General features: G+C 60.3%; 17 protein-coding genes and 2 pseudogenes. 7 read left to right on the top strand and 12 right to left on the bottom strand.

The features are described 5' to 3' along the window. Positions 1-185 precede the first annotated feature (185 nt). Positions 186-787: pseudogene (locus tag C440_RS16950) on the bottom strand (IS6 family transposase); the annotation flags it as partial. Between the two features lie 1018 nt (positions 788-1805). Between C440_RS16950 and C440_RS02255 the strand changes: the two are divergent. Further along, positions 1806-2561: a hypothetical protein gene (locus tag C440_RS02255; protein WP_152417816.1), complete on the top strand. Its 756-nt coding sequence runs from the start codon at positions 1806-1808 to the stop codon at positions 2559-2561. Between the two features lie 396 nt (positions 2562-2957). Here C440_RS02255 and C440_RS17230 read toward each other — a convergent pair. The 8 genes and pseudogenes from C440_RS17230 to C440_RS02220 all read right to left on the bottom strand — a co-directional run. Then, positions 2958-3044, bottom strand: a pseudogene (locus tag C440_RS17230) (IS6 family transposase); the annotation flags it as partial. A 283-nt stretch (positions 3045-3327) separates the two neighbouring features. Continuing rightward, the gene (locus C440_RS02250) at positions 3328-5286 is read right to left on the bottom strand and encodes a PAS domain S-box protein (protein ID WP_008317857.1); all 1959 of its coding nucleotides are present in this window, start codon (positions 5284-5286) and stop codon (positions 3328-3330) included. Positions 5287-5498: 212 nt separating this feature from the next. Next, positions 5499-7121, bottom strand: coding sequence for a hydantoinase B/oxoprolinase family protein (locus C440_RS02245; RefSeq protein ID WP_008317855.1), 1623 nt, complete (start codon positions 7119-7121; stop codon positions 5499-5501). Continuing rightward, a complete protein-coding gene (locus C440_RS02240; RefSeq protein WP_008317853.1) occupies positions 7118-9127 on the bottom strand; it encodes a hydantoinase/oxoprolinase family protein in 2010 nt (669 codons plus the stop codon). Before C440_RS02240 ends, C440_RS02245 begins: the two co-directional genes overlap by 4 nt. Beyond that, positions 9128-10345 (bottom strand): Nramp family divalent metal transporter, encoded by a 1218-nt coding sequence (locus C440_RS02235; RefSeq protein ID WP_049915225.1) that lies wholly within the window; start codon positions 10343-10345, stop codon positions 9128-9130. Positions 10346-10498: 153 nt separating this feature from the next. Further along, on the bottom strand, positions 10499-11044 hold the full coding sequence (locus tag C440_RS02230; RefSeq protein ID WP_008317850.1) for a ribbon-helix-helix protein, CopG family: 546 nt from the start codon (positions 11042-11044) through the stop codon (positions 10499-10501). A 72-nt stretch (positions 11045-11116) separates the two neighbouring features. Further along, positions 11117-11845, bottom strand: coding sequence for a hypothetical protein (locus C440_RS02225; RefSeq protein WP_008317849.1), 729 nt, complete (start codon positions 11843-11845; stop codon positions 11117-11119). A gap of 98 nt (positions 11846-11943) precedes the next feature. Continuing rightward, complete coding sequence (locus C440_RS02220) at positions 11944-12561, bottom strand: hypothetical protein (RefSeq protein WP_008317847.1); 618 nt, start codon at positions 12559-12561, stop codon at positions 11944-11946. Positions 12562-12889: 328 nt separating this feature from the next. Here C440_RS02220 and C440_RS02215 point away from each other — a divergent pair, with 328 nt between their 5' ends. Continuing rightward, positions 12890-13129, top strand: a complete 240-nt coding sequence (locus C440_RS02215) for a DUF7120 family protein (RefSeq protein WP_049915222.1) — start codon at positions 12890-12892, stop codon at positions 13127-13129. Positions 13130-13702: 573 nt separating this feature from the next. Continuing rightward, positions 13703-14989 (top strand): carboxylate--amine ligase, encoded by a 1287-nt coding sequence (locus C440_RS02210; RefSeq protein ID WP_008317842.1) that lies wholly within the window; start codon positions 13703-13705, stop codon positions 14987-14989. Between the two features lie 122 nt (positions 14990-15111). On the opposite strand, the gene C440_RS02205 is transcribed toward C440_RS02210, so the two are convergent. Continuing rightward, positions 15112-16560, bottom strand: coding sequence for a hypothetical protein (locus tag C440_RS02205; RefSeq protein WP_049915221.1), 1449 nt, complete (start codon positions 16558-16560; stop codon positions 15112-15114). Positions 16561-17273: 713 nt separating this feature from the next. Here C440_RS02205 and C440_RS02200 point away from each other — a divergent pair. The 4 genes from C440_RS02200 (at position 17274) to C440_RS02185 (ending at position 22741) form a co-directional block, all read left to right on the top strand. Continuing rightward, the gene (locus tag C440_RS02200; RefSeq protein WP_008317838.1) at positions 17274-18422 is read left to right on the top strand and encodes a glycosyltransferase family 2 protein; all 1149 of its coding nucleotides are present in this window, start codon (positions 17274-17276) and stop codon (positions 18420-18422) included. A gap of 75 nt (positions 18423-18497) precedes the next feature. After that, on the top strand, positions 18498-19547 hold the full coding sequence (locus tag C440_RS02195; RefSeq protein WP_008317836.1) for a DUF1616 domain-containing protein: 1050 nt from the start codon (positions 18498-18500) through the stop codon (positions 19545-19547). 60 nt (positions 19548-19607) lie between these two features. Then, positions 19608-20120, top strand: a complete 513-nt coding sequence (locus tag C440_RS02190; RefSeq protein WP_008317834.1) for a metal-dependent hydrolase — start codon at positions 19608-19610, stop codon at positions 20118-20120. Positions 20121-20593: 473 nt separating this feature from the next. Continuing rightward, positions 20594-22741: a glycoside hydrolase family 16 protein gene (locus C440_RS02185; RefSeq protein WP_008317832.1), complete on the top strand. Its 2148-nt coding sequence runs from the start codon at positions 20594-20596 to the stop codon at positions 22739-22741. A gap of 74 nt (positions 22742-22815) precedes the next feature. Here C440_RS02185 and C440_RS02180 read toward each other — a convergent pair whose 3' ends face one another. Both C440_RS02180 and C440_RS02175 read right to left on the bottom strand, forming a co-directional pair. Then, positions 22816-23712, bottom strand: a complete 897-nt coding sequence (locus C440_RS02180) for a glycoside hydrolase family 16 protein (RefSeq protein ID WP_008317830.1) — start codon at positions 23710-23712, stop codon at positions 22816-22818. 61 nt (positions 23713-23773) lie between these two features. Beyond that, on the bottom strand, positions 23774-24961 hold the full coding sequence (locus C440_RS02175; protein WP_008317829.1) for a glycosyltransferase family 4 protein: 1188 nt from the start codon (positions 24959-24961) through the stop codon (positions 23774-23776). Between the last annotated feature and the right edge of the window lies 1 nt (position 24962).

Here is a 24962-nt window from a genome sequence, read left to right as displayed (position 1 = left end):
GAGGCGACTGTATTCAGTGTCAACAGTGTGGGAGTCGAATCGGATGGGTTCGAAAGCAGTTCGTGAACGGCAGAGCTGATACACATCTCGGGGTCGATGTGTAATAGTCATTTATTTTACTATTCTTTTGAATAGTCGGATGATTTGTATATTTGAGGGAGAGACAAAGAAGGACAAGTCACTGTCTAGTTAGCCTCCTGAGCTGGTGTTCTTCCGTCAAGCGACTGATTCGGTCGTTGGAAATCATGGTAATGAACAAACACTGCAAGCTACTTGCGAACGCTCAGCCGACTACCAACCCATGAATTGTGGAAACGGTTAGCCCTCATTTTGAATGTGCGAGACCACTTTTCAATCAGGTTTCGGTCTGTGTCGTCAACCGGACCGTTCAACCCTAATCGAGAGAATGCAGTCCGATGTCCAAAGTCATCAGCCAGAAACATCGTCTCTGAACAGTCGTGTTTCTCACAGACTCCGTGGAGAAATGCAGCCGCCGGGTCAGTTCCATGACGCTTGAACAGCGCAACGTCAAGAATCACTTTTGTGTTGAGGTCTATTGCAGCGTACAACCAAGACCACTCGCCGTTGATTTTGACAGCGGTCTCGTCGACTGCGGTCCGCCTCTGCGTCGCCTTCGGCGGGCCTGAGACGCTATCACACAATGCATGTACCCACTAAAAACTGCTTGAATCGAACGTTCCACACCGAGTAGACGGAGAATCATATTTATCTCTCTAATTGAAAGACCGGCAATATAGAGTCGGACGGCGAACGCCCAGGTGGGCGTCCTCAGAACGCTTTGCGTTCTGATGGGCTGCACGAGAGCACTGCTCTCGTGAACGTCCCCAGAAATCGAAGATTTCTGGTGTGCGAACGAGACGCTTTGCGTCTCGTCACGTCGCCGTCCGCCCCCGCTGTCAACATTCAAGCGTAGTAGTGTCTAAAACTCTCTTTGAGCAGGGCTGAGAGTAGCATAGATCACTAACTCTTCGACCTGCTTGTTCCTTATCTAGACAGTGCCCAATTCTGGTATATTGGCTGTAGACTGTCATTGCTTGACGGCCCCTCGGCCGGAAAGAGTCAGCGGCGTTTGCACCCTATCCTTCTTGGATAATATCGAAGTGGAGATCGAACTAGAAACGACGCAAATCGCGTGAGAGGTACGTCGGTCGCATCCCCTCCCCGTTACAATATTCTCGACGAAACGACGACCGCAATGGTAGAACGAAAATGTGCGTGACGGATGGATAAACCACCCGATATTAGCCGAATTAAATGTCAAAAAGAGCGGTAGCAGGAGGATACGGGAGACGTGGAGAGACGACTCACACTCTGTTGTAGTCTGAATTCTACCCTCTTCTGTCGGAATCGTAGCGTAGAGCGCCTGAAAAGTGGTGACGTAGTTCGTATTTCGGCAGTGCTACACCTGCGCCAGATGCAACGTGAAAATGATGGGTGGCTGTGAAGGATCAGAATTCACTTGTGGATGATTCTATCTCTTCCAGTTGGTTGTACATCTCATTTCGGGAGGATAGACCCCCCAGTTTGAGTTTCCTGACTGGCGTGGCCACCTTCCGAATTTAGAATACGGCCATGCCACTTACTGTTAGTCCTATACCAGCAGTAATTACAAGTAACACAACTCCTAAGAGATATTTTCCTAATTTTTTTGACTCCATGCTCAGATATGAATTCCAAACTGGTATAAAATTTGGGCAATCGTGAATATGACACCCCACAATAGATATTAAATCAACAACAAATAGGCATTCTTATATAACATCATTTTATATTGTTGTTTGAAGATGGAAAAAGAAGATAATAGCTATGAACCGTCGCGCCGCTCCGTACTCAAGCATATTGGTACCGCTTCAGCGGTCCTTTCTGGAGCTGGGATGGCTTCAGCCCGACAGCGTAACAGGAATAGTGGCGCTATCTCTACAGACTTTGATCCGGACAACGAGAGAGACGTTGACCGATTCGTTGACGCAATTGGAGATATTTCAGAGGAGGAAGCACGAAGCCTTATGGGAGACCTCTCCCAGAAGCAAAGAGACGCCGTGCATGAGGCGTTGAAGCCCGTGGATGTTATAGTAACCAAACACGGTGAAAGTAGATCGAGCTCTTCAACAGAGTCTGGTTTTTCAACACAAGGGCTCACTGAAGATAGTTGGCCGGGTCACCAAGAGGCGACGATAACCGCCGTGAACAGACAGGGCAATAGATTGTATGCGTTCGAATCGGTGGTAAACTGGGATTTCGACGAGGAGGCGAGGACTGTCTCGAACGTCAGCGGCTACTCTTCACCGACCCACACCTACACCGGATGGAAGCATGTAGAACAGGTCACGGATGAAGTTCGTGAAGATGAGACCACTGGGGGGGAAATCGAGTACTTGGTGTCGGTCCAAAAGCACAAGTTCCGGCAGTGTGCCTTAATTCCAGGAACTGGGTGTATCCAGATTGATAATGCGTTCCCTGAAATCAAATTCGATGGTGGTGATTCGGGAGAAGTCAATATTTACACTGATTACGGGAACGACTCACTCCCAGAACAATAACGTCTGAGTTGAGAAAGTATTACAGATACGGCCAGTAGTCTGATTGGGTGGAAGGTCTCCCGGAAGTCACGATGGACGTTCAGGTCGGGACCCCAGCGTTCGCGGTGGGTCTTTCGGTCAATCGTATAGCCCAGACTCTGGCACTCAAAGTGGTCTCATTCCAGCGCACATTTGCACTGCCTGTACCAGTCTGGTCCGTATGAGATGTCTCTGTAGTCGCCAGAGCAGATGATCTGGGCCGCTTGGGTGTCCAGAATACTTGAACCCGCCGCTTCAGTGGTGTCTTGTCAGGTCCATATCGGCGGGCAAAGGTTTCAACTGAGTAGTGACCATGCCACTCATCTCGATGTGGCCCGCTCGTACTATCCCCTGGTGTACTCCTCGCCAGTCTCGGTACCGGACGGGCGTCGCCGTCCGCTCTCGCTGCCAACATTCAAGCGTAGCAGTCTCTAAACCCTCTTTGAGCAGGTTTGAGGGTAGCATAGATCACTAACTCTTCGACCTGCTCGTCCCTTATCTAGACAGTGCCCAGTTGTTCAAACAATCACTATTGTATGATTAAGCCCAATCTGACAATTGTGCCACAGAGACACGGTACCAACCCAAGAAGCCCAGCGAATTGGAGTAGGAGGGATACCCCACGCGAACCACCGGTAGCGAACAACTCAGGTTCGGATTACGAGTCGAGCCTTGCGGTCGCACACAGACGCTAAACACGAACGTCACCACAGAGACAGTTTAGTCGAGAGCCTGCCAAACCGTTCGCTCACCAGAAAAGCGCCGTTGGCGGTTGTGCGGCCGCTTCGACAGTCGTTTCCTCGTCGATGCCCGGAACACGGAGCGTCGCACGGGTTCCTGTTTGACTCGCATCGTCCAGCGACCCGATTTGGAACGACCCACCGTAGCGAGTGACAATCCAGTTGACCAGCCACAACCCCATACTACTGCCGTGTTCTAACTCCGTCTCGTGGCCTGCCTCGACGAAAGCCGTTTCGCTTGGTGAGATACCCCGGCCGTCGTCGGTCACTTCGATGCAGACCTGTTCGCCCGAATCGAACACCGAGATACGCACCTGCGCCGAGTCTGTGGGGTGGTGCGAAAGGGCGTTCGTCACGAGTTCCGAGACCGCTCGTTCGAGTTCACTCCCCGCACAGATATCATGGGTCGTCCTCACGTCCACCTCAATTGAAGCGTCGGGATACTCTCGTTCGTGAGTTTTAACGATGCGGGATAGGAGCGTAAACGGGTCGAGTCGCGTCGGCTTGCGGTCTCGCTGTGCGTACTCTTCGACTTCGCGCGCTCGGTCGCTCAGCCGGACGAGCGCCTCCGCTCTGTGACGTATCTGTTCGATTATATTTTCGGCAACTGGCGACTCGCGCAGTAACTCGGCGTTCCCGAGAACGACGTTCATGCTGTTGCGGACGTTGTGTCGTAAGACACGGTTGAGCAGTTCGATGAGGCGAACGGTTCGTTCCTCTTCTGTGATATCTTCGTGGAAGCCGACGAAGTGGGTCACGCCCCCGTGGTCGTCGGTGACCGGGCTAATCGTGGTTCGACACCAAAGCGGTGTGCCGTCTCTGCGAGCGATAAGGAGATCGAATGTAATCGACTGTGACAAAGAGAGACTGTCCTGAATTTCGTCCCGAACGCCGGAGTCGATATCGTCCGGCAAAAACGCGTAGTACGCCCGACCTTCCAGTTCACCGGACGCGTAGCCGGTCAGTCGCTCGAACGCTTCGTTTACGTACTCGACTGGGAATCCCGGAAGCGTCGCGTCGGCAATCGTGATACCGATGTGCGTGTCCTCGATAGCACGGTGTTGAATCCGCAGTTCGCGGTCCTGTTCGACCCGCCTCGTGATGTCGCGGGCGACGCCCTGAACCAACAACAGTTCGCCGTCTTGGTAGACGGGCCGGGCGTTGATTTCCAGCATCACCGGTCCGTTGTGTTTCGTATCGAACTGGACTTCCAGTTGTTCGACGTAGTGGCCGTCTAAGATGCGCGCGAACGCGTCTCTCACCTTCGGAACCGACGACTCGTGGATGTAGTCGATGAATTCCGTGTCGAGCAACTCCTTGGGCCGATAGCCGGTGATTCGTTCCACCGACGGGGACGCGTAGGTGAACGTGCCGCTCAAGTCGATCCGGTAGATGATGTCGAACGTCGTCTCGGTGATTCTCTTGAATCGCTGTCGTTCAGCGTCGAGGCGTCGGTTTCGGTCTTCGAGTTTCGTTTCGTACGCGCGGCGTTCGAGAGCCTGCGAGAGCAACTGCCCGAGGAGTTCGACGAGTACCGATTTTTGTTCGGAAAACGGTTCCTCTCGGGAGTCCGTGTCGCCGAAACAGACAGTGCCGTAAACCTCGCCGTCAACCGTGATTTTCGCACCGATATAACACCCGAGGTCGAACGTCTCGAACGCGCGGGTCGAGACTTGCGACGACGTGCTGGCGTCTTGGACGCTCAGCGCCTCGTCCATCGCTATCGTCCGGCGGCAGTAGGCGTTTTCCAGCGGGCACGACTCACCCGGCTGGAGGAGTTCGTGCGAACCAATCGCTTGCTCGATTCGTTGTTCACCGTCGGTGATGCGGGTGAGAAACCCGTACTCGACACCGATGAAGTCGGCCACGATTTCGAGCGACCGCTGGACGACCTGTTCGAAATCGAGCGAGGAGTCGGCAAACGTCGCATAGAGACGTTCGCGGGTTCGAGCGCTATCTCGACTCATCGGTGGGTCTCGAAGAATGGTTGTTCGGACGCGAGTTCACGGCTGTTTCACGAACTAGTACGCCTGTTAGGATATAACTGTATGGCCGATAGAAATTCAACGAAGGCGATTAAAATATCAGGCTGAGCTTTTTGAGGACTACAGAAATTAAATACGACGACATTAATAGAGTATCAAATAGTGTTCCAAATAATTACCAGAATAGTTTCATTTTAGTCCGAGACTTTTTCGTCGGCTCGGTCCCGCTCGACAGCCACCGAGTCGCGGTCGGCAGGGTCGCCGTAGCCGCCGCCACCGGGAGTGAAGACGGTGACCGTCGTTCCCGAGGCGACGTCGCGGGTCACCTTCGCGGGGACCGTCTCTGAGATGTCCGAATCCGGGTCGGAGATAACGTTCCGACCGACGGCACCGTCGCCGCCGCCGCCGACGCCTTTCGGAGCGACTCGACGACGCTCGGTCAAAAGCGAGACGGTCGCGTCCGCCTCGACGGTGACCGACCGAACGACGCCGAGACCGCCGCGGTGCATCCCGCGTCCGCCGCTGTCCTCGCGGAGACCGTACCGCTCGACGAAAAGCGGGTACTCGGCTTCGAGCGACTCGATTGGCGTGTTGAGCGTGTTCGTCATACCGACCTGTACGCCGTCCATGCCGTCGCCGCTCGCGCGGCCGCCGAAGCCGCCGGCGATGGTCTCGTAGTACGTGAACCCGTCTTCGCCCCCGGAGCGACTGCCGATAGTGAGGTTATTCATCGTACCTTGGCCCTGCGCGGGGACGCGCTCGGGTGCCGCAGACCCAAAGGCCGTGAAGACGACGTCCGTCACGCGCTGGCTGGTTTCGACGTTGCCGCCGACGACTGCCGCCGGCGGACGCGGATTCAACAGCGAGCCGTCGGGAACGCGCACGTCTATCGGGTCGTAGCACCCCTGATTCGGCGGGATTTCGGGGTCCGTGACGCACCGAACGACGAAGTAGACCGCGCTCTTTGCGACGGCGAACGGCGCGTTCACGTTACCGGCGACCTGCGGGGCGGTGCCCTCGAAATCGACGGTGACGGACTCGCCGGCGACGGTGACACGGACTTCGATGGGGATGTCGTCGTCAGTGACGCCATCGCCTTCGAGCACGTCGCGGGCGTGGTACTCGCCATCCGGGAGGTCCCGAAGTTCGGCGGTTACCCGGTCACGCGAGTAGTCTATCACCGCGTCGAACGCGGCGACGACCTGCTCGCGTCCGTGTTCACCGACGAGGTCGGTGAGGCGGTCCTCGGCTCGTTCGTTGGCGGCGATTTGCGCTCGAATGTCGGCGCGACGCTCGGTCGGATTTCGGACGTTCGCCAAGAGGACTGACATCACGTCGTCGTTGACCTCGCCGCCCGTGACGAGTCGGACCGGCGGCAATCGAAGGCCCTCTTGGTAGATTTCACGGGCACCGGCGGGCATACTGCCGGGCGTCATGCCGCCGACGTCGGCGTGGTGCGCGCGGGAGACGGCGTAACCGAGTACGTCGTCGCCGACTGTCAGCGGCGACACCATCGTCACGTCCGGCAGGTGCGTCCCGCCCTCGAAGGGGTCGTTGAGCACGAACACGTCGCCCGGTTTCGGGTCGTATTCGAGCACCGTATTCACGGCCTCGGGCATCGCGCCGAGGTGGACCGGGATGTGTTCGGCCTGCGCGAGCAGTCGCCCGTCGGCGTCGAAAAGCGCGGTCGAACAGTCTCGGCGCTCCTTGATATTCGGCGAGTACGACGAGGTGATGAGTACCTGCCCCATCTCTTCGGCGACACTCTCGAACTGGTTGCGCATGATTTCGAGCGAGATGGCGTCGATATCGGTCATTCGTCGTCACCCCCGGCGGTCAAGACGAGCGTGCCATCCGCGCGAACGGTCCCGTGCCAGCCCGGCGGGACGACGACGGTGCTCTCGTCCTGTTCGAGAATCGCTGGCCCGGACATGTCGGTCTCCGGTTCGATTCGGTCGCGGTCGTAGACGGGCGTCTCGTGGAACCCAGTTCCGAAGAAGGCGTCGCGGGTTCCCGTTCGGGCGTCGGTGCCGCCGCGGAAGGCGACCGACGGCGACTCGCGCGCGACGACTGCTGTCGCCCTGATATTGACGAGTTCGACCGCGTCAGATAGCCGGTAGCCGTAAGCGCTTTCGTGTGCCTCGTGGAATCGGCGTTCGACCGCCACCGCGTCGAACGCGTCGCCGACTGGGACGGTCAGTTCGAAGCTCTGGCCGACGTATCTGAGGTCGGCGGCGCGGCGAACGACGGCCGATTCGGGGGCGGCGACGTCCGCGAGCACCTCGTCCGCGAGGTCGTCGTAGGCTGTCTCGACTGCCGCCGCGTCGAGCGAGTCGAGCGCCGTCCTGAACGTCCGGACGGAGTCGTGTTTTTCGTCCGCCGCGAGCAGGCCGTAGGCCGAGAGGACGCCGCAAGCCCGGGGCACGACGACGGTCTCCATGCCGAGGCTTTCGGCGAGCGCCGCGGCGTGCATCGGACCGGCACCGCCGAACGCAACGAGACCGAATCCGCGCGGGTCGAGACCGCGTTCGACCGTCACCGACCGAATCGCCCGCGCCATGTTGGCGTTGGCGACGCGGTAGACGCCGCGGGCCGCTTCGAGCGAATCCGCGAGGTCGGCGTCGGCCGCGAGCGACGAGAGCGCGTCGTCGGCCGCGGACGCGTCGAGCGAGAGTTCGCCGCCGAGCGCGGAACTACCGCCGATGTAACCGAGAACGACGTTGGCGTCTGTCACCGTCGGTTCGGTGCCGCCGCGACCGTAACACGCTGGGCCGGGTTGTGCGCCCGAAGACCGCGGGCCGACGCGGAGTGCGTTGCCAGCATCGACCCACGCGATAGAGCCACCGCCCGCGCCGACAGTCTCGACATCGACCATCGGCGTCTTGATGGGTCGTCCGTTGATTTCGGTGTCGGTCGTCCGCTCGACGTCGCCGTCGCGGACGAGGCTCACGTCGCTCGACGTGCCGCCCATATCGAAGGTGACGAGGCCGTCGAGACCGTCGGCCGTCGAGGTCTCTGCGGCACCGACGACGCCCGCGGCGGGACCGGACATGGTCGTCGTGACGGCGTGTTCTCGGACCGTCTTCGTCGGGGCGATGCCGCCGTTTGCCTGCATAATTCGGGGTTCGGGGACCCCGAGCGAATCGGCGCGGGCTTCGAGTCGGCCGAGATAGGCGTCGATTGCGGGCGTCACATAGGCATCGACCGCGGTGGTCGAAGTGCGCTCGAACTCCCGGAACTCGGCGAGGACTTCGTGCGAAACCGAGATTGGCACGTCGAGTTGGTCGCGCAGAACCTCGGCGACGACCCGCTCGTTTTCGGGGTGCTGATAGGCGTGTAAGAGACTGACGGCGACGCTTTCCGCTCCGGAGTCGCGGATGCGGTCGGCGAGGTCTGCCACCGCGTCCGGTTCGACCGCTCGCTGGATACCATCGACGGTCGCGCGTTCTTCGACCTCGAAGCGTCGGCGGCGCGGGACGAGCGGGTCGGGTTTGGTCGCGGTCACGTCGTAGAGGTCCGGGCGGGCTTGGCGGCCGATTTCGAGCACGTCGCGGAAGCCCGCCGTCGTGACGAGCGCCGTCTTCGCGCCGTCGTCTTCGAGCAGTGCGTTGACCGAGACGGTCATCGCGTGCGTGAACGCGTCCACGTCGGCCGGGGAGATGCCCGCCTCGGCGCAGGCTTTCTCGATACCCTCGATGACGCCGACGCTCTGGTCGTCGGTGCTCGGGACTTTCGCGGTCACGAGTTCGTCGTCGCGGGTCAACAGGGCAACGTCGGTGAACGTGCCACCGACATCGACGCCGAGTCGTGTCTCGTCTGCCATTCAGAACACCCCTACGCTTCCCGCGACCGTGTAGAGGGTCCGGAAACCGAGCCAGACGACGATGAGCGTGACGAGTCCGCCGACGATGTTCTGTGTCGTGCTGTTGACATAGCTACCGAGAATGTCTCGGTCGTTCATAATGTAGATGAGGAAGACGGCGACGATGGGGAGCAACACGCCGTTTGCGACCTGTGCGAAGAGAATCGCCTCGACCGGGCTGTATCCCAGCCCGGAAAAGACGATGCCGACGAGGAGAATCGACCCCCACACCGCGCGGAACTTCGTCGAAGAGAGGTCGGTCTCCCAACCGAGTGCACCAGCGGTTGCGTACGCACCGGCCAGCGGCGCGGTCGTCGCGCTGGTGAACCCCGCGGCGAACAGACCGACGGCGAAGAGTACTTTCGCGTGCGTGCCGACGAGCGGTTCGATCTGTTCGGCCATCGTGCTGACGTTCTCGATGTCGGTGCCGACCGGGAACGCCGCGGCGGCGGTCACGAGAATGGCGATAGTGATGAGGCCGCCGATGACGATAGAGAGGACGGTGTCGGCGCGCGATTCGTTCAGTTCGGACGGGCCGGACCAGCGCTCTTGGACGCTTCCAGCGTGTAAAAAGAGGTTGTACCCGACGACGGTCGTTCCGATGAGACCGGTGATGAGGAACTCCGACCCCTCAGGGACGCTCGGCACGAATCCCCCGGCGAGCGCGCCGAGGTCGGGACCGATGATGATGGCGTCGATGAGGAACGAAACCGCCATTATCGAGACGAGACCGACGAGCGCCTTCTCGATGAGTTTGTACTTGCCGGTCCACAGTAGCAGGCCGGCAAAGATGCCCATAACCGGTCCCCATACGTTGGCGCTCACGCCAGTCAGCCCTTCGAGACCGGCCGCCCCGCCGAGGATATTCCCAGTCTCGTAAGCGGCGGTACCGATGCCGATTGCACTCACGACGAGCGCCACGCTGACCAGCGAAACCGCCGGGTTGTCGAACTGGTCTCGAAGCGCCTCACCGAGACCGTCGCCCGAGACGAGACCGAGCCGGGCGCTCATCTCCTGTAGCACAATCGTTGCGATTATCGAAAACACAATCGTCCAGATGAGCGCGTACCCGAAGCGAGCGCCGGTGACGCTCGCCGTCGTGACGGTTCCGGGACCGATGAACGCGGCGGCGACCATCGCGCCGGGTCCAACCGATTTCAGCCGGTCAGTAATGTTCATGATTCCACCCATGGTGTGTCTTCTCAAATCACGATTTGGTATATAAAACCCGCTTGAGACCGCCGTGTATGGAAGGGAGAGCGCGTATGAAGACGTATGAACTCGTGTGAATCCGTGCGGGCGAAGCGCGTCCGAGAAGGCGAACGACAGACGTCACCGGACTTCGGTGAGAATCGCCTTCGAGACGCCTTCTTCGACGTCGAGGTCGAACGGGAGACGCTCGGTACTCTGCTCGATAAACCACGTCATGAACCACTTGACCGACTCCGTGGGGAAGACAACGTGATACACGTCACCGTCGGACGCACGAACGGTCAGAAAGCCGCAAAACGAGAGCCAGTCGAGTATCTCGTCGAGAGAGTCGAACCGCTCTTCGTACTCGTGGGCGTGAAACGAAGCGACGCGGTCTGCGGCCTCGACAAACGCCGGGGCCGGGTCGCCCTCGGCGTCCTCGACGGAGTCCAGAAAACAGTGTAAGAAGTCGATGTCGAGAAGCACGTGCTCGCCGCTCGAAAGCATCTGGTGGTAGGCTTCGAGGTTGGCGCTCGCTTCCGTCGTCGCCGCCTCGAAGTTAGCCGCATAAAACGTGAGCGCGTTCCGAACGACTTCGCTCTGTGGCTTGTCGGTTCGCCGCGTGAGACTGTCGAGAGCAGTTTCTGCGTCGTCGTCGAGCGAGACCGTGATACGATTCGTCACCATATACCACGTAGTTCGCCGAGCGGGGGATATGAGGTTTGTCACACGCCTGCACAGGCTGACACGACGGTCGGCTTAGTCGTCCTGTGCTTCGAGGGAAACCGAAAAGCCCCACGTCGCCTGTTGTTCCGTCTGATTTTCTCCCACGCCGGTCGAGAAGTTAGTCTCGAAGCGGTACTCCCCGAGGGGGAGACACGTCTTCGAGTCGCCTTTCTTCGGTGCCGCGCCGTAGAGGTCCACACGTTTGGAGCGCGACTCACCCGCATCGAGGGAGAACGTCCGGTAATCAGACGTCACCATGAGTGGGTCTTCGAGACGCCAACATCCGGGGTCAGCGGGGTAGTCGTCTTCCGGAGGAAGGAAGGTCAATTCGTCCGAATCGTCCGCGACGTACCGGAAGAAGACGTCTCGTTCGTCGCCGAGTTGGACGGCGCTGTCGCTCGTGTTGGTTACCGTCACTCGAATCTGCGGCGGGTGTTCGTCGGTCGTCGTCGCCTCGGTGACTTCGACTGCGTGTTCGACCGGAACGTCCGGCGCGTCGTCCGCGTCCACTACTGCGAGCAGTGGACTGTTCGCGGGCTGTGTTCCGTCTGCGTCGTCGGTCTCGGTTCCGGTTCCGTCGCCGTCGGTTTCGTTCGTGTCGTCCATCTCTGTCGGCTCTTGGGTCTCGGTCGCGTCAGTGTCGGTCGTCGGTTCGGTGCTATTCGCGGTGCCACCCGGCCCGCCGTCCCCGAGACACCCGGCGGCGAGACCGAGCGAGAGAAGGGCTGTCGAACGAATCAGGGAGCGCCGTGTTGGAGGCATACACGAGGACGGTTGGCCGCCGGGAGAATAACCCTACGTGAGAGTCAAATTACGATTTGAGTCATTTTGCTGACTGGAATGGCGGACGGACAATCCGTTCACGGGGCCGAATCGTGCTGTTTTCGGCGATAGTACTCCCACTCCGCGTCGGTCCCGTAGTGGACGACGAGTTCGCTCGCCGTCTGCTCGGCGATTCCCGAGAGCGTGCGGAGCGCGGCGGTGTCCCGTTCGACGATTGCGGCGGCGACCCGGTCGGCACTGCCGAAATGTTCGTACAGCACCGCCGCCGCGCGGTCGCCGGCGTTCGGAACCGGCGCGCACGCGGCCTCGATGCGCGCTTTTTCCGTGCGTACGTCGATTCGTGAAACTAACTCTCTGACCCACGCGACGACGCTCGTCCGTTCGTCGGCTGACCGTGGTGCGTCGAACTCGCGGACCGAACCATCGACGATACCCCCGAAGCGGGCGGACACGGAGAGTCCGCCGGGGTGCGGCAGGACGTGGACGCCGGGAGCGTCGCCCGATTCGGTTCCGACGAGAACCGCTGGCGTGGTCTTTTCGAATCGCAGGGCGAAATTCGCCGGACGAGGCTCTCCCGGCGGGTAGATGACCCACTCGTCGCTCGGCAACTCGACTCGCTCCGGAAGCCAACCGAGTTCGGGCGTCGCTGGCGGACCCGTAGTCTCGTCTCCCGCTTCGTCTGTGTTGCGTGTCACGTCGTGGTCCTCGTTTTGATGTCGTGCGCCGCGAACACGGCGCAGTCGTCCGCGTTGCGTTGACCGTCCGCCCCGGCGGGTATAATACACGCGATTGCGACTGTCGTCGCCGGATGAGGCTCGTCGAGCGATGGGTGTCTGTTTAGCCAGAACAATCAATATGGTTTCAAAAGTGTCGTATCACTTTTGTGCGCCAAAGCCGCGACTGCGATCACTTTTGAGTTCGCTGTATCCGTACATTGATAGTTTCGAGGCGGCGGCGACGTTCATCGACGCACAGAATACCCACACCCGGTCGCTCAAGTATATCGAGCACGAAGCAGTTTCCATGCCAGTCGTAGAAGTCAATCTCCCGGACGAACTCCTCGTCGAGTTCGAGCAGTTGGTCGATGAAGAGTTCCTGAGCGAAGAACAGGCCGTCGAAGAACTCCTCTCGATGGGTATGGACGCCTACGGTGCGCCCGTCGATGAGGAAGACGCAGTCCAGTCCGACTTCGTCCAGAGCGCCCAGAACAACCTGTTCGACACCGCTGGCGACCCCGGCGGACTCGACGACGACGTGCTCTGAGACGCGGCGTCACACCTCTGTTCGGCGTCTCGACTTGCCCGCTCGACTTCCGGTTCAATCGACCCCGAACCCGACTCCGATATCTCTTCGACCGAGTGCGAGCGACCGCTTTTTCGTCGGGAGGTCCGATCAGGATTCGATTCGACAGACACTCTCGCGGTCGCGGTCGAGTATCTCGCTCGGGCAGGGTTCTCGACGCCCGTTACCAACCAGTAGCTGTCGTTGTCGTGCGTACCGGAGACGCTGGCGGCCACGATAGCGTGTTCACCACGCGCCGGTTGGTCGTGGAGCGCGACCGACGAGTTCCCGTTGGGACTCGCAGTCACGTAGACGGACTCTGCGGGCGTCTCCCGATACAAGAATCGGCGGCTTTAGACGGAGCGGAGACCCGACAGCAGAAATCAAATCAGTTGCGAGCCGATGACGCCGGTCGAGTCAGGCCGGTCGCGCGACTGCGTCGTCGGAACTGATTGTCGACGGCGAGCCACCGACAACCCGAAATCAGAAGCCGACGGTCGCGTCACGGGGGTTAGCCGACCCATACTAATTCCCTCATCGAACGACGGTTCACGTATGGACAACAGAGGGCGCGACCGGCACTCGGTGCTCATCCCATCGGGTAACTACACGTGTATGCGGTCGCTCGGAGAGCGTGGTATCCACACGATTCTGGCCTCGGAACACGACGGTACCCCTGCGGCCTCATCTCGGTTCTGCGACGAACTCGTTCGGATTCCCGGCCCGCCAGACGGTCTCGTCGCCTACAAAGATGCGCTCCTCGGCATCGCCGCCAGACCGGACGTCAAGACCATCGTCCCGACGCGCCCCGAAGACGGCTACGTGTTCTCGAAGTACAAAGACGAATTCGAGCAGTACGTGACTCTCGTCGTCCCGGAGTTCGACACTATTCGCCGAGTTCACGACAGGATATTGCTGTACGAGGCGGCACAAGAGGCGGGCGTCCCCATGCCTCGAACCCGACTTTTCAGCGACGTCGAAGTGCTCGACAAACCGGCCATCGTCAAGCCGCGGTACAACGTTATCGCCCGCGAGTACGTCGCGGAGTACGACCCGAACGACTACGATATCATCAAGAGCGTGAGACACCTCAGACCCGGCGACACCCCGGACCCGGACGAGATTTACGCCGAGATGAACCACGACCCAATCGTTCAAGATTACGTCCCGGGCGACGGCAAGTACATGTTCGCGGCGCTGTACGACCACGGCGAGGCGGTCGAGACCTTTCAGCATCTCCAGATTCGTGGCAACTCGTACACGGGCGGCGGCGGCGTCTATCGGAAATCGGTGTACATTCCGGAACTCGAATCCGTCGCGCGGGCGCTTCTCGACCACCTCGACTGGCACGGACTCGCGTGTATCGAATACCTCAAAGACGCGGAGACGGGCGAGTTCAAACCCATCGAAATCAACCCCCGCATGTGGCAGTCGCTTCCCTCGACGGTCTACGCCGGTGCCGACTTCCCGTACGATTACTGGTTGCTTGCGACGGGCCAGAAACGACAGATCGAACCGGGCTACGAACTCGGCGTCGGGACACACTATCTCTGGGGCGAACTCGGCTACATCACGAGCGTCCGAACCGACGAATCACCGCTCGTCGAGCGGCCGTCGCTCCCGAAGACTGTCTGGGAAGTCCTCTCGTCTATCTACGACGAACCCCGGTTCGACCTCGCTCACCTCGACGACCCGATTCCGTTCGCTAAATACGTGTGGCACGCGCTCTTCGGCCGGAAAGAGAGGAACGAAGGAGGTCCGGGTGCCGACGGAGAAACGGCGGCGGAAGACCCCGCGACGGGCATCACGCTGACACCGGGGTTGAGCCTCAGAGGGCGGTAATCGACGCCGAAACCCATCTCGCTTGCGTCGGCATCGGTCGTCGTTTCCGTCAGCGTTCACTCTCGTTTGCGTCGGAACCCCACCCCGTTTCCGTCAGCGGTCAACCTCCGGTTTTACACGGGTTAGCGGTCTCTAAACGCACAGGTCTCGGTGTGCGAGACGTTCTGAAGCGAGAGCGTCGTCGTCCCGCGCGTTCGGGTCGGCGGACCGCTGACGTTGATACTGGTGTTTTCTATCGAACAGTCGTCCGCGGTATCGACGAGAACGCCGCCGACGCGGCCGTCCGGGAGGTGGATGCAACTGTCGATGATTCTCGATCGGTTTCGGTTGTTGCCGATGACGACCGCAGAGCCGTAGGGTTGCCGCGTGCACGACCCGGTAATCGTCACGTTGTCAAGGACCATCCCCCATGGCTCGTCCGCAATCGCGGTATCGACCGGGCCTGCGTGAATCGTCTGGACCGACGTGTCGTTTATGATTCGACAATTCCGGAGCGTGAACCCGCCGTGGCTCCCGTAGGTCGGCGCGGTGATGATGCCGGGTGAAAACGGACTCGACCGGAATATGAAGTCACAATCTTCGATGAGGACGCCGGTATAGCCGTGGCCCGTGGAGTCGATGCGAAGTCCCTCGGGACTGTCGAGTTTATCCCCGTCGTGTGCGTGCTCGTTGAGGTTGTCGGCGTCAACGACGACGGTCGCACCCTTAATCCACGAGGTCTTCGAAGGGTGGTCGCCCGCCGAAATACGCATGTTCGTGTTGTCGTTGTTCTTGAAGAGACCGCCTTCGACGCGGAGGACGCCGCGAGTGTGTGTGGCGCGGAACGACGACGAGCCGCGCTGTTCGATGTGACAGTCGATCATCTTCACTTCGCCCACGGAGCGTTCGGTGATTCGGATACCGGCGACGCCGTTGGGATAGCCGGGGAGTTCGGCACCCTCGCGCATGTAGACGCGACGGGCGACGTTGACGCCGTCGACCGACGTGCAGTCGAAAAGGAGCAGTTGGTCGCGGGCGTGACTATCGGAGGGCGTGCGACCGAGCCATTCGACGTCCTCGATGAGCGCGCCGTCGTCGTTTGCCAGCCAAATATCGGCACTCGTCGTGTCGTCGTCGGTCTGCTGAATCGAGAAGTTCTTCAGGACGTGCGAATCGCCGCTCGTGATGCGAAGCATCCGGAACTGTTCTCCGGAGCCGTTCGTCGGAAAGACGAACTGCACGTCTTTGTGCGATTTACCGAGTCCGACGAGTTGGAAGTTAGAGACGCCGCGGTCCCAGTCGTGCTCGCGGGTGACGAGGTAGTCACCGGGCGGAAACTCGACGACCGTGTCGTCCTCGTAGGCGTCGTCGAGTATGTCGTCGATTGCCTCTTGGCCCGTCGGGTCCATGCCGAGGTCTTCGACCGCGTTCAGGACGCTCAGTTGCGGCGAAGGGTCGGGGGAGACAGCTTCATCGCCCGGGTTCGGTGTGGGTGTCGGAGTCGGCTCTTCGTTCGACCTCGTCGTACACCCGGCAATCGCCGTACAGACGCCGACCGTGCCGAGCGTCCGGAGGAAGGCTCGACGCTTCACGAGTCGATACCCGAGTTCGACCGCGGCGGTCGTTGACTGTTCGAACGAATCGGAAGCGCCGGGCGCGAACCAAGAGAAGGCGGAAGGGACCAGCGTCGAAGGGACATTCGCTTCGTCAATTAGGAGCAGGAGGTGATTGGTAAATGGTCTGTAACCACCGAACAGCGTCGAATCCGGATGGTAGTCGGTCACTACGCCCGACAGAAGAAAAAGACACGGCGGGCCAAATCGACCACGTTCCCGGGGCGGGCGTAAGCGTGGGGCCGCCGAGTCGAACTGAGAGCAATTGCGAGAGCCGAGACAGTCGGTGCGTGACCAACCAGCCAACGTGGCCGGTTCGTGGGCCAACCAGTGCAGTCAGCACGACCCGGCCGAAACAACGATTGAGCACCCGGGTGAGAGACGGCATCTGCACCACACACTCACAGACACATCATATCAGAATACTATCGCAGTAAATTGAATATATAACTGATAAGTCAGTCGCCTTGGTTGCGGTAGACGGATGCATAAACCGTCCTAAATCACTGAATTTCAGCTTTCATTTCGTGTTGCTTACGACTAACAAAGCGACCAACAGCACAATCAGCCAGTCGAAGTATCGATGTTCCTACGTACACTGCACCGCGGGTCGCCTCCACTAGGACGACGGAAAGTCGGCGTTCGCCCAGACGCCACCCGACGCACGAACCCGGGTCGAACGGAGAACCGCGATGTACCGCGGTAACACCGTCGGCGTCGTCGTACCGGCGTACAACGAAGAGCGGTTCGTCGGCGAAGTCATCGACACGGTTCCATCGTTCGTCGATCGAATCTACGCCGTCGATGACCGCTCGACCGACCGGACGTGGGACGTGATTCGGAGTTATGCGACGCGCGCGAACAAACACGACCGAAACGAACCGGAGACGCCGCTGGCACCCGACGGCGGGGAACAAGCCGACCATCGTGTGATTCCGATTCGACATCCGGTCAACCGAGGACGCGGTGCCGCGGTGAAAACCGGCTACGAGCGCGCGCTCGCAGACGAGATGGACATCATCGTCGTGATGGACGGCGACGGACAGATGGACCCCGAAATCATGACGTCTCTTATCGACCCCGTCGCCGACGGAACGGCAGACTACGCCGTCGGCGACAGATTAGCCGGGCCGACTCATTGGCGGGGAATGCCGGTGTGGCGACTCTTCGGAAACCTCGTCCTTTCGGGACTGACCCGAATCGCCAGCGGCTACTGGCACATCCGCGACCCGCAAAACGGCTACACGGTCCTCTCGGCGGCCGCCCTCTCCGACCTCGACCGCGACCGACTGTACGACCGGTACGGCTTTTTGAACGACCTGCTCGTGCATCTGAACGTCGCCGAAAAGCGCGTCGCAACCGTCCCGATGAACGCCCGCTACGGCGACGAAGAAAGCGGTATCGAGTACACCACGTTCGTTCCAGGACTGTCGTTTCTCCTGCTCAGAGACTTCCTCTGGCGGTTGCGCGTTCGGTACGGCTCGACGGTGGTCCACCCGGTCATCGTGTTGTACGTACTCGGCGTCGTGGGAGTTGTCGCCGGAACGCTCCGACTGGGCCGCAGACTCGTTTCGCGGACCAAACCGGAGCGTCGAGAAGTCGCCGGTGTCGCCGGTGGTCTCACCTCACTCGCGGGTGCGATGCTCCTCGATAGACGCGAGAACGAGCGACTGAAAGTGCGACTGGCGGGCGAGCCAGCGGACTCGACAGACTCGTCGGCGTCACGGGAGTCGCGGGAGGCACTGGAGACTCGGGAGTCGCCGAACGCGGATGGCGAGGCACATCCCCGGCGAAGAGACCGACTCAACAGAGAGAACCGACCCGGAAGAGAAGACCGTTAACTCCCGTCTACCGGCGTCACGGAGGCAAGTGAGGCGCTCAATAACAACACGCTAGACCGGACATCTATCTATCTAATGGGGTCAACATCACACAGCAAAGGGAGGGTCAACCGAGCGCTCGGTGAGCTATCTCTCGACATACCCATTTCGCTGGCGGTCGTCGTATTAGGCTACATCGGCGCGTTGCTTCACGTCGTGCCGACCGTACAGGCACTCTTCGGACTACCGATTCTCCTGTTTCTACCGGGATACGCACTGCTTCTCGCATTGTTCCCGGGAAAGGAGTTAGACCCGGAGATGCACGGACCGGTGTTCGAACCGTTCGAGTGGAACGCGAGTCTGAGCCTCGCCGAACGCCTCGCGCTCTCGTTCGGGATGAGTGTCGCACTGCTTCCAGTCGTCGGACTGGTCGTTCTTTGGCTTGGACTCGGACTGAATCTGTACGTCGTGCTCACCGCGCTCTCGCTTGTCATCCTCGCGGGACTCACCGTCGGCGAGGTTCGACGCCAACGACTGCGACCGGCACGACAATTTCACATACCGGTTCGGCAGTGGCACGCCGAGATTACGGACGCGTTCGACCGACCGGACCGAATCGACTCGGCACTGAACGTCGCGCTCGCGGTCGCAATCGTGCTCGCGGTCGCAAGTCTCGGGTTCGCGCTCGTCGATACGAGCGGCGGCGAGGCGTATTCGAGCCTCTCGCTTCTCACCGAGGACGCGTCGGGCGGGTTCGTCGCCGCCGACTACCCCTCGTCGTTGACCATCGACGAGCAAAGCGAACTGTACGTCAGCGTCAGCAACTTCGAAGGCGAGGAGACGAGTTACACGCTCGTCGCCGAACTCCAGCGCGTCGAGCAGTCGGGTGGAGAAACGGCCGTCGTCGAACGACAGCCACTCGGCCAGCAGACGCAGACGGTCGCGGACGGCGAGACGTGGCGAACGAGACACAGCTTTGCGCCGGAACTCACCGGCGAGAACCTACGGCTCACGTACTTCCTGTACGAGGGGTCAGCACCCACAGAGCCGAGCACCGAGACGGCCTATCGGTCGGCATACATCTGGGTGACGGTGACCGACGGCGCTGACGAATCGGCCGAGTCGGGCGACGAAACGACGGCGTAGAACGACGCGGCTCGGGTAGCGGGTGTATAGCTTAACCCGCTCCCTGAAGACCATACAGTCATGTGGCCGTGGGGACACCTCGTGTTCGGCGCAGTCGTGTACGTCGTCTATCGTCGCATCCGGGAGTTGGGTATCGCGCGGGTCGCCGTCGGAGTGTCGCTGGCTATTGGAACGCAGTTTCCAGACCTCGTGGACAAACCGCTCGCGTGGAACCTCGGACTACTGCCCACCGGTCGGTCGCTTGCACACTCGATGCTCACGTTCGCGCTCGTCGCCGTCGTGTTATATCGAGCCACAAAGGACGGCCCCCGAAGCGAGGAGGCGGTCGCGTTTCTCGCCGGATACGGGACACACATCGTCGGCGACGTGCTCCCCGTCGTGGTCGCGGGCGACCTCGACGAGGCGGTGTTCGTCTTCTGGCCGCTCGTCCCCGCCGTCGATTACGGCCCAGAGATAGGAGCGATAGCCCGTTTCCGCGCGCTCGAACTGACGCCGTCGGTGGTTGCACAGATGGCCGTCGCTGTCGTCGTAGTCCTCTGGTGGTACGCGCGCTCACGGGCTGAACACGGCTGACAGTGAGTTCAAACATGCCATATGATAACATTCAACAATAGGATACACTCAGCGATTATATCACAATACAGAGATGTCGTTAACAGCGTCTTAAGCGAGAGATTCCTCGGAATTACTGTTAAATTTAAAACGCCGCATCGAGACCCGTTCTGGAAGCTGAGACTATCAAAATAGAATATACATGGTGCCGGGAACGACGACCCGGTCGGGAGAACCGTGAGACTGCACGCATTTTCTCGGGCGTGAGACGCCGACTCGTGCGACTCGATAGCTCAATCATATATTATACTGAGTTTCATTTTAACCGAACCATATCTATGATTTGAATTTTTATAAAATAGTGACCTTATAGTTCAAAATTTAGACTTGGTTTTATCCTAGACATGCAAAGATTGTTCAATTAATACCCCATTATCTACAAAGTCATTCAAAAAAGACCTATATGATGGTCCTTCATTCAGGAACCTGTGACAATGACAGGCGACGATTGTCCGGACGCTCCGGACGAAGAAACGGACGGTGACTCCCTCCAACTCGGACGACGGAACCTGCTCAAGGTTTCGGGCGTCGGTGCGTTGACCGCTCTCGGTGCCGCAAGTTTCGGTGTGCCTGGCTCCGCGGCCGTCTCTGAAGGAGGTCCGCAGAACCAAGCCGATTGGGCCCTCGCATTCGAAGACACGTTCGATTCCGGCTCTCTGGATACTGATAGCTGGGGAATCGGATTCGGGTGGGGACGCGAAACGACCGGCTCTCCGGAACGTATCGTCGATGAGAACGTCGAACTCCGCGACGGAAAACTCCACCTCACTGGAACCCACGACGGCGACGATATCAAAGCCGGGTCCATCCACTCACGCGGGAACGTCTACTTCGGTCCCGGAAGCTACTGGGAAGCGAAAATCAAGATGCCCGACCGCACCGGGTTCCTCCCCGCGTTCTGGGCGAAGCCGAACGACGAGTCGTGGCCGCCGGAAATCGACTTCGTCGAACTATTCCAGACCGGCGACGACTACGGCGACACGCACACGTCGCACCACCACATCCACTACTCCAGTTCCGGTATCAAAGGAGACTCATCGACCCACGAGGACGAACCGGCGTCGTACGACGCGGGCGTCGATCTCTCGAAAGACTTCCACATCTACGGGTGTGAGTGGCAGGAAGACCGCGTGGTACACTACGTCGACGGCGTGAAAGTCGCGGAGACGGCAGACAACACCATCATGGCGTCGCTGAACGGCGGTGCGCCGTTCTACATGATGCTCAACATCCACATCGACCGCATCGGACGGACCGACCGTTCCGAATCGTGGGGCGAGTCGATGGTCGTCGATTGGGTCCGCGTCTGGGAGTACGCCCCCGACAGCGGTACGTCGAGTGGCTCCGGAAGCACAGACGATTCGGACAGTTCGAGCGACACCTCGAACATCGACGACACGGAACACTACATCTGGGTGCGCTCGTCCAACGGCGACGAAGCCACCTACGAGTTCCACACGACGGGCGGCGAGATTCGAATCGACTCGAACGAAGTCGGAAGCGGCGAGTCCGACGAGTGGGTCTCCGCCGACGGGACCGCCGCCGGTGGGAGCGTCAGCGGTGGCTCTCTCAACGGTGACGGCTTTTACTTCCACGGCGAAGTGAACGACCTCGCGTACACCGGCCCGCTCGAAGTCTACATCGACGACCAGTTAGTCGAGGCCGACTCGCTCGTGACCGGAACGCAGACGAACGACTCGTCGGACGACTCCACAGACGATACCTCCGACGGCTCGACATCGGGAAGCGACACAAGCGAGGAACACTACGTGTGGGTTCGCTCGGCCGACGGCGACGAAGCCACCTACGCCTTCGAGACGAGCGGTGGCGACATCTCCATCGACCCGAACGAAGTCGGAAGCGGCGAGTCCGACGAGTGGGTCTCCGCCGACGGGACCATCGCAGGCGGGAGCGTCAGCGGTGGCTCTCTCAACGGCGACGGCTTCTGGTTCCGCGGCGAAATCATCGACCTCCAGTACACCGGCCCGCTCCAGGTGTACGTCGATGACGAACCCGTCGATACCGAGAACCTCGTCGATGCGGGACGAACCGGCCCGGAGAATCCGAACGCCGAACCCGAGCCGCTTCCGAACGTCATCACCATCGACGGAAGCGCGTCCGACGGTTCTGCGTCCTACACGCTCTCAGTGAGCGACGCGCTCCAATCGACCGACTCGCTCAACAGCGGCGACGAAATCGACGGAACGACCGCGACGGGGTCTGTCGAATCCGGACAAGACCAGTACCGATTCACCGGCCGCGTCGAATCGCTCGGTCTCGACGGCGACGCCGACATCTCAATCAACGGGACGCCGCTGGACCTGTTCAGCATCGAGCGCGCACCCGACAGTAGCGGTACCGTCACCTACATCGTCGAAACCGACGGCGAGTTGCTCCCCGCCGACGTGCCGGGGGCGACCGTCGATTCGGCGGACGAAAGAAAAGACGGCAAACTGTTCGGGACTGTCGGCACGGACGCCGACGCGTACTGGCTCATCGGCGGCGACGTACTCGACGTTTCGACGTTCGGCGGGCGTGTCGTCACGGCGCTCGACGGCGAAACGATGGACTTCACCAACTAACCGACGACAACACCAGTCGTGCCATCATTTTTCATATTTCAGTGCCCATGAGCGGCGCGGCTGACGGGCCTGCGTTACCGTTCCCAGACGCGAACGTGGTCGATTTCCAGTACCGCCGGGAGGTCCTCGTCCCGCGGCGTGCCGAGAAACGGCGCGTCGATTCCCAGATTGAATATGAGGCGCATCGCCTGCGACGTGACGTGTGACCCGCCGAACTGGAACACGGCTACGCCGTCGATGTACCAGACGATTTCGTCGGGTCGCCAATCGACCGCGTAGGTGTGGTAGGTCGTGTTCGCGTCAGGTACGGGAGCCGTCCCGCTCGCCTTCCGTCGGCGGCCGAGCATATCCGAGTAGTGGTAGGTCAACTGCGCTCGCGGGTCGGCTCCGAAAAATTCGAAGATGTCGATTTCTGGCGGCCACGCGTCCACGGGCGTCATCCAAAACGCCGGCCAGAACCCCTCGACTGTCGGCGGTATCTTCACGCTGGCCTCGAAGTAGCCGGGCGAGAACTCTCTGGTCGGCGTCACCACGCCGGTCGTGTACGTCTTTCCGTGTTGGGGTTTCTTCTCGGCTTCGATGACGAGGCTGTTTCGGTAGACGTAGACGTTCTCCGGCGCGGCGTATCCGTTGTAGTTGTGGATGCGGGACCCCCACGGATACTCGGTCGCCCACGCGGTCTCGTCGAGCGCGTCGGCGGCGAACGTGTCTTCGAACACCACCACCATGTCGGCCGTGTCGATGGTGTCGTATCGCGGGGTTGCGGACGAGTTGATTGCGGTCGAATTGGTCGCGGTCGAGTCGGTCACGTTCGAATCGGTCGCATGTCCGTCCGCCCCATCGGGGGTGGTACCATTGGTACGAGAGCGGTTGCGCTGTGGGGAGAGTCCCGTACAGCCCGTGACCGAGACGGCGGTTCCGACCATGGCCGTCCGCAAGAAGTCCCGCTTTGTGAGTTCGCGTCGGTTCATTTCTGGATTGCTTGGTCGAGGGGTACTGCGTGAGTGAGTGGGATGTGAGACGGGTGATTGGTCACGGCGTCGACAGGGTGTGACCGGGCAGTCGATCCGCTTCGACGATGGTTTCATACACGTCGAGATACTGCTCGGCGACGGCGTCCCAAGAGAGTCGGTCCGCCATGGCGCGACTGTGCCGGGCCATCGTCGCCCTCGCGTCGTCGTCCGAGAGAACCGACGTGATGGCCGTCGCCAACCGGTCTGGGTCCGCCGGTGGGACGACGACGCCCGCACCGGAGTCGGCGACGAGTTCGGGGAACTCGCTTGCGGACGATGCGACGACCGGTTTGCCGAACGAGAACGCCGTTGCGAGCACGCCGCTGTGACCTTTCGTTCCCTGTTGGCTTCGGTACGGCAGGGCGACGAGTGTCGCCCGCGAGAACAGCGTCTTCACTCGGTCGTTCGGAACGAACTCGTTGTGGACCTCAAAGTTGGCTTCGTGTCGGTCGATAATGCGGCGCGACCGCTTCGAAATCTTCCCGTCACCGGCGATTATCAGGGTCACCTCGGGGATATCGCGTGCGACCTTCGGAATCGCCTCGACGAGCGTGGGAAGGCCCTTCGGGGGAACGATGTTGCCGAAGAACAAGAGCGTGTTCGGGTCGGGGTCGCCGCGAACGTCGTCGCTGTTTCCGAACACCGAGTACGCACCGTGCGGGATGACTCGGACCGTCTCTTCGTCGTACCCGCGGTTCAACAACACCTCTCGTTGGCGCTTCGTGTGAACGACGACGCGCCGCTCGCGGACATCGGGAATCGCAAGGTCAACGAGACTCTCGGCGAAAATCGGGGGGCGAGCGAGCGAGAACGGATTCGGCGGAATCTCGTGACGAGTCGTAAGAAGCGGGAACTGCCGGTCGATACCGTGTCGCCTGATGAAAAATTTCACGTGCGGAAAGAGGTCGGTCGGGTCGTGGACGATATCGGGGTCGAGGTCGGAGACCTGTTTGACCCGGTTGTAGGAGGTGAGACCGTGGTATACGTCGCGGGGGTCGAGACCGAACGTGTAAAGTTTCGGCATCGAAATCGACAGCGGTTCGAACACGGGCCGAACGTCGATAGCGTCGCGGAACAACTCGTCCGCGGAGGTGTCGGTTGGTTTCAACACCGTCACGTGGGCGTGTTTCGAAACCGCGTTCGCTAACTCGGCCGCGTAGTGGGGCAAGCCGCCCGAATCCTGTCCGATGATGTATACGACGTGCATT

This window comes from Haloferax mucosum ATCC BAA-1512 (genome assembly GCF_000337815.1).
Lineage (GTDB): Archaea > Halobacteriota > Halobacteria > Halobacteriales > Haloferacaceae > Haloferax > Haloferax mucosum.
The sequence above is the reverse complement of the archived record's forward strand: the minus strand, read 5'-3'. Positions and strand labels throughout refer to the sequence as shown.